At 63.0% G+C, this 10,443-nt stretch carries 10 protein-coding genes; 5 read left to right on the top strand and 5 right to left on the bottom strand.

Annotation, left to right across the window (positions count from 1 at the left end; translation table 11 throughout):
* Together QZ213_RS17755 and QZ213_RS17750 are read left to right on the top strand one after the other, a co-directional pair.
* A partial coding sequence (locus QZ213_RS17755) for a 4-hydroxybenzoate 3-monooxygenase (protein ID WP_291687398.1) occupies positions 1-645 on the top strand: 645 nt, incomplete at its 5' end.
* Positions 646-868: 223 nt separating this feature from the next.
* Positions 869-1,294, top strand: a complete 426-nt coding sequence (locus tag QZ213_RS17750; protein WP_291687397.1) for a PaaI family thioesterase — start codon at positions 869-871, stop codon at positions 1,292-1,294.
* A 152-nt stretch (positions 1,295-1,446) separates the two neighbouring features.
* Here QZ213_RS17750 and QZ213_RS17745 read toward each other — a convergent pair whose 3' ends face one another.
* Both QZ213_RS17745 and QZ213_RS17740 read right to left on the bottom strand, forming a co-directional pair.
* Positions 1,447-2,481, bottom strand: coding sequence for an NAD(P)-dependent oxidoreductase (locus QZ213_RS17745; protein ID WP_365885069.1), 1,035 nt, complete (start codon positions 2,479-2,481; stop codon positions 1,447-1,449).
* Positions 2,482-2,705: 224 nt separating this feature from the next.
* A complete protein-coding gene (locus tag QZ213_RS17740) occupies positions 2,706-4,010 on the bottom strand; it encodes a Xaa-Pro peptidase family protein (protein WP_291687395.1) in 1,305 nt (434 codons plus the stop codon).
* A gap of 192 nt (positions 4,011-4,202) precedes the next feature.
* On the opposite strand from QZ213_RS17740, the gene QZ213_RS17735 reads away from it, so the two are divergent.
* Positions 4,203-5,213 (top strand): LacI family DNA-binding transcriptional regulator, encoded by a 1,011-nt coding sequence (locus tag QZ213_RS17735; protein WP_291687399.1) that lies wholly within the window; start codon positions 4,203-4,205, stop codon positions 5,211-5,213.
* Positions 5,214-5,281: 68 nt separating this feature from the next.
* On the opposite strand, the gene QZ213_RS17730 is transcribed toward QZ213_RS17735, so the two are convergent.
* Positions 5,282-5,821, bottom strand: a complete 540-nt coding sequence (locus tag QZ213_RS17730; protein WP_291687394.1) for a hypothetical protein — start codon at positions 5,819-5,821, stop codon at positions 5,282-5,284.
* Positions 5,822-6,177: 356 nt separating this feature from the next.
* On the opposite strand from QZ213_RS17730, the gene QZ213_RS17725 reads away from it, so the two are divergent.
* Together QZ213_RS17725 and QZ213_RS17720 are read left to right on the top strand one after the other, a co-directional pair.
* The gene (locus QZ213_RS17725; protein ID WP_291687393.1) at positions 6,178-6,576 is read left to right on the top strand and encodes a thioesterase family protein; all 399 of its coding nucleotides are present in this window, start codon (positions 6,178-6,180) and stop codon (positions 6,574-6,576) included.
* Between the two features lie 273 nt (positions 6,577-6,849).
* Positions 6,850-7,986 (top strand): DUF2336 domain-containing protein, encoded by a 1,137-nt coding sequence (locus QZ213_RS17720; protein ID WP_291687392.1) that lies wholly within the window; start codon positions 6,850-6,852, stop codon positions 7,984-7,986.
* A gap of 89 nt (positions 7,987-8,075) precedes the next feature.
* Here the strand turns inward: QZ213_RS17720 and QZ213_RS17715 are convergent, their stop codons facing one another.
* Positions 8,076-8,699, bottom strand: a complete 624-nt coding sequence (locus QZ213_RS17715; protein ID WP_291687391.1) for a GntR family transcriptional regulator — start codon at positions 8,697-8,699, stop codon at positions 8,076-8,078.
* A 103-nt stretch (positions 8,700-8,802) separates the two neighbouring features.
* Positions 8,803-9,843: a D-cysteine desulfhydrase family protein gene (locus QZ213_RS17710; protein ID WP_291687390.1), complete on the bottom strand. Its 1,041-nt coding sequence runs from the start codon at positions 9,841-9,843 to the stop codon at positions 8,803-8,805.
* Between the last annotated feature and the right edge of the window lie 600 nt (positions 9,844-10,443).

Below are 10,443 nucleotides of genomic sequence, written 5' to 3'. Positions count from 1 at the left end.
TTCGAGCGGATCTATCCGTTCGGCTGGCTCGGGATCCTGTCAGAGACGCCGCCGGTCAGCCATGAACTGATCTACTCCAACCACGCCCGCGGCTTTGCGCTCTGCACGATGCGCTCGATGCGCCGCAGCCGCCATTACCTGCAATGTTCGCTCGACGATCGCGTCGATCAGTGGCCGGACGAGCGGTTCTGGGATGAATTGAAGCGGCGGCTGGACCAGAAGGCGGTCGACAGCCTCGTCATCGGCCCTTCGATCGAAAAGAGCATCGCACCCTTGCGCAGTTTCGTCGCCGAGCCGATGCGGTTCGGACGAATGTTCTTGGCCGGCGACGCCGCGCATATCGTGCCGCCGACCGGCGCCAAGGGATTGAACCTCGCCGCCAGCGACGTGCACTATCTCTCTCGGGCTTTGCGGGAATATTACGACGAGAAATCCTGCGCCGGGATCGACTTCTATTCCGAAAAGGCGCTGGCGCGGGTTTGGAAGGCTGTGCGCTTCTCCTGGTGGATGACCTCGATCCTGCACAAGTTTCCCGACGAAGGCGAAATCGGAGCGCGGATTCAGGTGGCTGAGCTCGACTATCTCGTCCATTCGAAGGCGGCGACGACGTCGCTGGCCGAGAATTATGTGGGGTTGCCGTATTAGGGACACTTACCGTCATACCCCGCGAAAGCGGAGTATCCAGTACGCCGCGGCTTCTCGATTCCAGCGAAAGTCTCTGGGATACTGGGTCACCCGCCTTCGCGGGTGACGACAATTGGTCTTGTTTCAAACAGGTGACAAAATCCCGTTTAAAACTTTGTAAGCGGTGAATTCGGCGTGCACATCGCGTTTAATGAAAGCTGCATCAGCAACACGCGAGCCGCGCATGACCGCCATCGACACCGATATCCCCGCAGGCTTCGAACGCCATTTCCGACGGAGCCCGCTCACCGAGCCCTGGGAGCCGCTGTATTCGAAACGCACCGACAAGGCCGTGATCATCGGATTGCGGCTGGCAAGAGCGCACACCAATGGGCGGGGACTGATTCACGGCGGGCTGATTGCCGCACTCGCCGACAACGCGATGGGCTATAGCTGCGCGCATGTCATGGGCGGCGTGTCGTCGCTGGTGACGATCGGGCTCGCGGTCGATTTCATCGGCACCGCGCAGGTCGGGCAATGGTTGGCGGTCGAACCCGAGGTGATCAAGACCGGCAGCACGATCTGCTTCGCGCAAAGTCTCATCAAGGCCGACGATATGGTAGTCGCCCGCGCCAATGCGACATTCCGGGTGGTGCCGAAGCAGGGGTGAGCGCCTGGTTCGGGGCGATGTGTGATTTTTCTATCGTCATGCCCGCCTTGTGCCGGGCATCCACGTCTTCCTTTGGCCATTGCGGAAGAAAGACGTGGATGACCGGGACGAGCCCGGCCATGACGAAGACCTGGATCGTCTCAAGAAATGCCTCAGCCTTCCGTCTCGAGCCCGGTCGGCATCGGCACGTTCTCCGGCGAAAGTTTCAGGCCGGCGGCGAGCGCGACCGTTTCCAGCAGTGCTGCAAAATCCTTTTCCAGATGCGCGGCCGGATCCGGCTTCAACGTTGCCGCGCCGAAATGGCTCTGCAGCGCCTCGCGGGTTGCCGCCGTCACCGGCATGGCGACGTCGAGATCGCGCGCGGCCTTGAGGCCGAGATCGATATCCTTGCGCAACAGCGCCGGCGTGAACGTCGTGGTCCAGTCGAGATTGACCAGCGCATTGCTCTTGTACTTGGTAAAGGTCGAGCCGAGCACGCTGGCATTCATAAAGTCGAGGAAGGCGTGGCGCGGCACGCCGGCCTTCTGCGCCAGAATGGTGATCTCGGCGAGATTCTGGATGACGACGCCGAGGAAGACGTTATGCGCGATCTTGCAGATGCGCGACAACTCGCCCTCGCCGACATAGGAGACGCCGGACGCCGCGATGGTCTTGAGATACGGCTCTACCTGGTCGAACGCCGCCTTCGGACCGGACACGACCGTGGAGAGTTTTCCCGCCTTGACGCATTTGCCGTTTCCGCTGACCGGGGAGCTGATGAATTCGCAGCCTAATTGCTTCAGCCTCGCGCGGATCGCTTCGGACTGCTCGACCCCGATCGAGGAGCAGTCGACCAGGATTTTCGGGCGCGGACCGGAGGAAGCGGCGAGGAGGCCGTTCTCGCCGAAATAGACCTGTTCGAGGTCCTTGCCGGTCGACACCATGGTGAACACGATGTCCTTGCCTGCAAGCTCGTTCGGATGATCGACGATCTGTCCGCCCTTCTTGGCGAGCGGTTCGGCCTTGGCGCGCGTGCGATTCCAGATCGCCACCGGATTGCCGGCCTTCAACAGCCGCTCGGCCATCGGGTAGCCCATCCGTCCCATGCCGATCCAGCCGAGTGAATGTCTTGCCATTTTAGTCTCCTGCCGTTTCCTGTCCGGCGACTGCCCTAGGGGGCTGGTCGCGATCTCGTTGTCACGACTCATGGTTCGAGACGCGCGGCGTTGCCGCGCTCCTCTCCATGAGGGGCGTATTCCCCCCTCCCCCCGCGAAGCGGCGGGGTCCGAGGCGAGCAAAGCTCGCTCTCGAGGTCGGGGGTGGGGGGTCTATCGGCAGGAACCGCTGCTTCGGTGTACGCCGCGCTACCCCCCACCCCCGACCCCTCCCCGCCACGCGCTTTGCGCGTGGAGGGAGGGGAGTTCACGACACCTCAATAGCGATTGGCGATCGGCAGTTCTTCAGCGGGGAACAGCGTGATCACCTGACAGCCCTTGTCGGTGACCACGACTTCCTCCTCGATGCGGGCGGCCGAAAACCCGTCCTTCGCCGGGCAATAGGTTTCCAGCGCGAACACCATGCCGGTCTTGATCTCCATCGGATTTTCCAGCGACACCAGCCGCGAGATGATCGGGCGCTCGTGCAGCGCCAGCCCAAGGCCGTGGCCGAACTGCAGGCCGAACGCCGCCATCTCGCTCGGAAAGCCGAATTCTTCGGCCTTCGGCCAGACTTTTGCCACCGTGTCGGTCGAGACGCCCGGCTTGATCAGCGCGATCGCATTGTCGAGCCATTCGCGGCATTGCTTGTAGGCATCGTGCTGCACCGGCGTGGCGCGGCCGATATTGAAGGTGCGGTAATAGCAGGTGCGATAGCCCTGATAGGATTGCAGGATGTCGAAGAAGGCCTGATCGCCCGGGCGCAGGATACGGTCGGTGAAATTGTGCGGATGCGGATTGCAGCGCTCGCCGGAGATCGCGTTGATCGCCTCGACGTCGTCCGAACCCATCTCGTAGAGGATCTTGTTGGCGAGCGCGACGATATCGTTCTCGCGCACGCCGGGCTTGAGCGCCTCGTAGATCGAATGGTAGACGCCGTCGACCATGGCGGCGGCCTGGTTGAGCAGCATGATCTCGTCGACATTCTTGATCTCGCGCGCATCCAGCATGACCTGCTGGCCGTCGACGACCTTCATGCCCGCCTTCTGCAACTCGAAAAACATCGCGGTTTCCGCGATGTCGACGCCGACCGGCATGTCGGCGACGCCGGCGGCCCGCAACAGGCTCATGACTTCCTCGGCATGCGCCTTCATCAGCCCGACCGCCGGCGGCACCGTGCCGCGCATGCCGAGCATGCCGGCGCGGCAATTATCCGGCACCAGCCAGTCGCAATTGATGCGGTGATGCACCGCCGCCGAGCCGAAATCCCACACGATCGGCTCGCCGTCGCCGGCGAGTAGCGCAAAGCGACACAGCTTGTCGCGTTCCCATTCGCCGATCTTGGTGCCGGAGACGTAACGGATGTTGTTGACGTCGAACAGCAACAGCGCGCCGCATTGGGAATTCTTCAGCGCCTGACGCGCGCGCGCCAGCCGGTAATGCCGCAGCCGGTCGAAATCGATCCGGCGCTCGAAATCGACCGACATATGGCCGTGCGACGGAATCGCCCGATCCCAGCGCCAGTTCGGTTCGAGATGCTCGGGACGAATGAGGTGCGGCTTGAGCGCGTTCGAAACATTCATGGGGGATGACCGGCTGGAGGGCGTTGCAATCGATTGCATAAAGGGTTTTATAGCCGTCTGTCAAGGGTGCGCCAGCGGGGCGCTATGCCCGCTGGCGGACTTTTGAAGCGACGGAACTGGCCACGAATGGGACGGAAAAACCGAGCCGTGACTGGAAAAGGCGCCAAGAGCGCACCCGCGTCCCGTCCGACCATCAAGGATGTCGCGGAAAAATGCGGCGTGCATCCCTCGACCGTGTCGCGGGCCCTCAGCCCTGTCATGAGCCATCTGGTCGCACCCGAGGTCGCAGAACGAATCCGCACGGCTGCAGCGACGTTAGGCTATCAACCGAATGTGACCGCCGCCGGCCTGCGCACTGGACGAAGCGGTCTGATCGGCGTACTCGCCCCGGATATCTCCGACCCCGGCTTTCCGCCGATCCTCAGCGGCGTCACCGAAACGCTCAATGCTGCGGGTTATGCCACGATCGTCGCCGACGTCGGGCCCGATCCGTCGCGCGAACGGGAACTGGTCGACAAACTGATCGCGCGCGGCGTCGACGGCCTGGTGCTCGCGACCGTGGTGCTGAACGATCCCGTGGTCGGCCATTGCCTCGCGGCGTCGATTCCGGTGGTGCTGGTCAACCGAAGCGATTCCGGCCGGCGGCTGCCGGCGGTCGTCACCGACGATGAAGCCGGCATGCGGCTGGCCGTTGACCATCTCGTTGCCCTCGGCCATCGCCGCATCGGACATATCGCAGGCCCGCAGGATGTTTCGACCGGCGCGCTGCGCCGTGCCGGCTTCAGGGCCGCCGCGGCGCGCGCTGGCCTGCCCGCGCAAAACATCCTGATCGAGACCGCGCGCGCCTACACGCGCGACGAAGGCCGGCTGGCGGCGCTGCGCCTGCTCGACCGCAAGCAGGCCGCGACCGCGATCGTCGCCGCCAACGACCTGCTCGCGCTCGGCATCTACGACGCGCTCGGCGAGCGCGGCCTGAAATGCCCGGCCGACCTCTCGGTGGTCGGCCACAACGACATGCCTTACGTGGATATGTTGTCGCCGCCCTTGACCACCGTACGCATCGCGCAGCGGCAGATGGGCGAAGCGGTCGCACGGCTGTTGCTCGCGCGGATCGCGGACCCTTCGACGCGACGCGAACGCATCGTGCTCGAGCCCATTCTCATCGTGCGTGGGTCGACAGCGTCACCGGGGGACCGCGAGTGAGCACAAGGTGATCGAAGCCGCGGATGGGGGCGCGGGGGGCCGCACCTCGACGCAAGATGCCGCCGGCATCACGCGGCGTTCTTCCGCTTCAATCCGTCTTCGTAGGAGATCTCGGCATAATCCGAGAGCGACGCATATTGCAGGCCGACATCGGCCAGGGCATCGAGCTTGGCGGAGGTATCGAACTTCTTGAGCTTGACCTTGTCGACGTAGAACGTATCGATCAACTCATTATAAACCGTGGTTTCGTCGATGAAGATCGCGAAGATCCTGACATCCCCGAACCGGATGTAGAACCGGTTGCCCTGCGGCAAATCGGCAATGTAGATGAAATATTTGCCGTCGCCATTGAACGCCGCGCCGAACGTCTCCACGAGCTTGGGCAGGCTTTCGTATTGCCTGATCGATCCGGCCAGGAAGCCGATAGCGGGCTTGCCGGCTTCGGATACCGAGAAGACTTCCTTCAGGAGAATCTCGGGACCGTCGTAGGATATCTCGCCGCGATAGCCGAACCGGCCGGCGACATGCGTATCGGCATTCAGGATCGGCTTTAGAAGGCGGCCCTCGCTGTCGAGCTTGGCGAAAGGCGTGTCGGCGATGGCTGTCATGATCATGGTCCCTGATGGAGGAAGAAGAGGACTATCGCCTCTCCGGAACGGACGCGCGCCCGGTGTGGCGAAGCCGATACAATTTCCGGATACTGCGAGATTCGTGCTGCCCGGAATTGTCGTGTTAGGGACAATCAGCGGCGGCGGCGACCGCCTTCCTGCGCGGCGAACATCCGCAACGCGTGCCTGCCCGCGATGCCGGCGAGCACTGTCACCTTCCCGCCAATCTCGACCGAACATTGTCTGCGCCTCGGCCCGGCTCGGAACCGTCTCGCTGCCGGACTCTGAACGGCTATTTAATAGGAGCGACCGCGAAACCGGTTTATTGTTGCCTGACAGAGGCCGGAGACAGCAAGATGCGCCAGATTCCGCTGGGAACGAAGGGAACGTTCACGCTGCGCGTGGAGCCCGGGCATCTCGCCAATCAATTCAAGGACGCGATGCTGCCACAGGTGCTGGCGACCCCCGTCATGATCCTGATGATGGAAAACGCCGCGCTCAACGCGATCCGGCCCTATCTCGAGCCGGGCGAGAGCGCGGTCGGCACCGCGATCGATGTCCGGCATCTTGCCGCGACGCCTGTCGGTCACACCGTTCGCGCCGAAGCGGAGGTCACCGGGGTCGACGGAAAGCGGATCGAGTTCAAGGTATCGGCGCGCGACGAGATCGAGGAGATCGGCCGCGGAACCCACCAGAGAGCGGTCATCGAGCTCGCTTCGTTCAACGAGCGTCTCGCGCGCAAGGTTAAGCGTTAACCCTTGGAATGATCGCCTGCCCGGCGGCCAGGCCGCGAGAGCCCGAAATTCTGTGCGCAAATGGGCGGGATCGAACCGGCGTCACGCCGCGTCCGAAGAAGTCGCAACAATTTGAATTATCTGTGAGGCAACTGCAGCCAGTTATTTTCACGCGTGGCAGGTAACACGTAACCATCACTCTGTTTTTCTTCCTATCTCCAACGCGAAATGTCTGAGAGACCGATAGCCATGACCACGTTCTCTTCTCTGATTAACGAAATTCAGGACACAACGGTGTCCGGGCTTACGAAAAGGCAGGTAAGGGCACTCACGCGTATCACCGATTTGTTCGTCGCCGGGTCAGGTCAGCATTCGAAACAGCAGATCGAACTCTTCGACGAGGTATTCAAGACCCTTGTCGCCGTGATCGAGCTGGAAACCCGGATCAAGCTCTCCCAGCATCTCGCAACCGCCCCGGATGCGCCCGCGGCGCTGGTCCGGGCATTTGCATCGGATGACGCGATCGTGGTGGCGGCGCCGGTTCTCACCGAGTCGACGGCGCTCAGCGACGCCGACCTTGTCGTCAACGCCCGCACCCAGGGCCAGGGACACCTCTACGCCATCGCGAACCGCCGGACCATCAGCGACGTCATCACCGAAGTGCTGATTGAGCGCGGTGAACCCGGCGTCGTCCATACGGTTGCGAAGAATGCCGGAGCCCGCTTTTCCGACGGCAGCTTCCGCGAGCTCGTGGCGCGCGCCGGCGATGATGCCCAGCTCGCGCTGCATATCGGAATGCGGCACGACATTCCCCGCCATCACTTCCTGAAACTTCTCGAAACCGCCTCGGCCTCGGTCTGCGCCAAAATCGCGGCGGCGAACCCGCGACTCGCCAATGCCGTGCAGGATGCGGTGACAGAGGTGATCGACGACATCAATCAGGAGGTTCGCAAACACTCGCCGGATCACGCCAGGGCAAAGTCGAGGGTAAAGCGGCTGCAGAATTGGCATGAACTCAGCGAAGGCAATGTTCACGCGGCCGCGCGCGCGCAAAACTTCGAACAAGCGGCAGTGGCCCTGTCGGTGCTTGCCTGCTGTCCCATCGAGATGGCCGAACGGGCGATACTCAACGAAAACCCCGGCGTGGTGCAGGTGATCGCAAGAGCCGCCGACTGCTCCTGGGCCACGGTCAAGGCTCTCTTGCTGATGACGGCAGCGGACCGCAGGATATCCGAACCGGATCTTGCCCGGGCGCGCGAAAACTACCAGCGGCTCGAGGCCCAAACCGCCAAACGGGTGGTCGAGTTCTACGAAGCGCGTCGCGATGCGCACACCATCGCAAGCACGCCCATCGTCCCGGAGACGCCCGCGGGCTTCGGAAACCGTCACGATCTGAATTCGCCGCCACTGCCGGCGCGGCAGGCATCCTAAGTTTAGCCCGGAATCACCGCGCAGCCTGCGAGAAAGCCTGGAAGTCCAGGATTGTACTTTCCAGCCACCCCGGCCCTTCGCGGAAGACGTCAGGGCTGGAGCAAATTCAGGATTCGGCCGGCAGCGGCCTCGGTGTGTGCACGCAGCAGACGGCAGGCGCATTCAGGGTCCCGCTTCCCGACCGCCTCCAGTATATCCCAATGCTCTTGCTGGGATTGCCGCAAGTAGGGAGCGCGGTGCCGCAGCAGCATTGAATAGCGGCTGGCATTGCGCCACAGCGTCTCGATCAGGTTCAACGTGCGGGGGCGCTGGCAAGCCACATAGAGCGCACGATGGAACTGCCAGTTCACCTCGCCGTAAGCGAGCTTGTCCTTCACGCCGTCAGCGTGCCGGCAAAGCTCGGTCGCGAGAAGAATTTGTTCCGGCGAGAGATGTTTCACCGAGGCGCGCAGCGCGGTGGTTTCGAGATTGACGCGAAGCTCGAAAATCTCGGCCGCATCGGCGGCCGTGAGCGGCACGACGAAGGCGCCGCGGCGCGGACTGATGGCAATGAAGCCCTCGAATTCCAGGCGCTGAAGCGCCTCCCGGAGCGGGACGTGGCTCAACCCGAGCTTCGCGGCGAGGAAATGCTGCTGCAGCCGATCACCCGGTTCCAGCTCGCCGTTGAGGATAGCCTCGCGAAGCCGCTCCGTCGCAAACGCGCTCGCGGTCATATGCGACGGTTCGCTGGCTATTGCCGGTCGACCTGCGATACGCGCAACCGTCGCCGGCTGCTTCGATGGCGCTTTTCGCTTCGCGGGCTTTGCCTGTCGCATGTCAATCATCGCGGCTGCCGTATCCGAATAACGACCGGTAGGCGTAGATCGCCGGCGTCCCGCCGGTATGCAGGAACACGACGTGGTTGAAGCGGCCCGCTTTCGACAGGCCGATCAGCCCGGCGAGGCCCTTGGCCGAATAGACCGGGTCGACCGTCAGGGCCTCCAGCCGCGCCGCGATGGCCATCGCATCGACCGTCCGCTCGTCTGCCTGACCGTATGCGCCGGCCGAGAAACCGCCTTCGACGACGATCCTGTCTTCGAGCGGTCCCGGATCGAGGTCCACTTCGTTCGCCAGTTCGCGCAGGATCCGCGTTACCCGGCCTTTGACGCCGGCGGGATCGGCGTCGATGTCAATGCCGATGACATCGATCGGCAGGCCAAGCGCAGCGAAACCGGCGATGAGGCCGGCCTGGGTGCCGCCGGTCCCGCTCGCGTGGACAAGGTGGGTCACGGTCACGCCGAGCGCTTCGGCCTGCGTCGCGATCTCGGCGGCAGCATTGAGGTAGCCGATCCCACCGAGCCGGTTGGCGCAACCGTAGGGAACGATGTAGGGCTTGCGGCCTTCGGCGCGCATGCGCGCCGCGATCCGCTCCAGCATCGCGGCGCGGTCATCGCTGACACTGATAGTCTCGTGGGTCGCGCCGTAGAGGTGATCAAGGAAGACGTTTCCTGTCTGTGCGTAGTCCGAATCGGTGCGGTCCACCCGGTCGGTGATCATCGCGAAATGGCAGTCGAGGCCTGCCTTCGCCGCGGCCGCGGCGACCTGGCGAACGGAATTTGACTGGACGACGCCTGACGTCAGCAGAATGTCGGCGCCGGCCGCCAACGCCTCGGGAAGCACGAATTCGAGGGCGCGGACCTTGTTGCCGCCCTGGCCCATGCCGCTGGCGTCATCCCGCTTCACCCAGACGGACGGTCCTCCAAGCCATTTGCCAAGTCGCTTCAGCGGCTCCAGAGCGGTCGGAAAGTGCCCGAGGCTGATACGCCCATGCGAAGAAATCAGCTGCGCAAGCCCTCCGGCATCTCTCGTATTTTTCATCTCGCCTTCTCGATCAAAACCGGCGCAAGGCGGCTTCTCGGCCCTCGCGCAGCGGGAAAAGGGAACGCGGCATCGCCCGCACGCCGGCAGCTTGGCCGGCCGCAGAAAGATTATAATCTATATTCCAAAAGATTATAATATATATTTCGTGGCGTCGCACCCGGGTTTCGGGGATTCCCTTTGCCCGACACCAGATCAGCTCGCCGTGAGCATGAGCGGAATTCAGCCGTCCGCGACCCGTCGCTTGCTGACGGTGTCTTCCGTCCGGGCTCGACTCCTTTGCGGGAGCCCCTTGCCGGCGGCAGGCGAGCAGGTGATCTGCGCACATGGACACGCGGCCATGCCACTTGCGAAGTCCTGCTGACGCTGCGGTTGCCGGCCCCGAACGCAAACCATCGAGCAGCCGGGCGAACGCCTCGGCGCCTAGACTTGCTAGTTCATAAGGAAAATGGTGCCCAGGGGCGGGATCGAACCACCGACACTGCGATTTTCAGGCTCATTTTTCGTAAACGAAATCAGCTAAATAGAGAATTGAAACTGTCTAACCGACCAACGAAGATCAATGAGTTAACACGGATTTGTCTAACCCGTTTTGGCCTC

It is taken from the genome of Bradyrhizobium sp. (assembly GCF_017881085.1).
Lineage (GTDB): Bacteria > Pseudomonadota > Alphaproteobacteria > Rhizobiales > Xanthobacteraceae > Bradyrhizobium.
The sequence above is the reverse complement of the archived record's forward strand: the minus strand, read 5'-3'. Positions and strand labels throughout refer to the sequence as shown.

What these genes read in the sequence shown, in the direction of transcription:
- QZ213_RS17750 (WP_291687397.1), top strand. Translation starts at nt 869, where the DNA reads ATGACCGCCATCGACACCGATATCCCCGCAGGCTTCGAACGCCATTTC.
- QZ213_RS17725 (WP_291687393.1), top strand. Translation starts at nt 6,178, where the DNA reads ATGCGCCAGATTCCGCTGGGAACGAAGGGAACGTTCACGCTGCGCGTG.
- QZ213_RS17745 (WP_365885069.1), bottom strand. Translation starts at nt 2,481, where the DNA reads ATGAGTCGTGACAACGAGATCGCGACCAGCCCCCTAGGGCAGTCGCCG.
- QZ213_RS17730 (WP_291687394.1), bottom strand. Translation starts at nt 5,821, where the DNA reads ATGACAGCCATCGCCGACACGCCTTTCGCCAAGCTCGACAGCGAGGGC.
- QZ213_RS17715 (WP_291687391.1), bottom strand. Translation starts at nt 8,699, where the DNA reads ATGACCGCGAGCGCGTTTGCGACGGAGCGGCTTCGCGAGGCTATCCTC.
- QZ213_RS17710 (WP_291687390.1), bottom strand. Translation starts at nt 9,843, where the DNA reads ATGAAAAATACGAGAGATGCCGGAGGGCTTGCGCAGCTGATTTCTTCG.
- QZ213_RS17740 (WP_291687395.1), bottom strand. Translation starts at nt 4,010, where the DNA reads ATGAATGTTTCGAACGCGCTCAAGCCGCACCTCATTCGTCCCGAGCAT.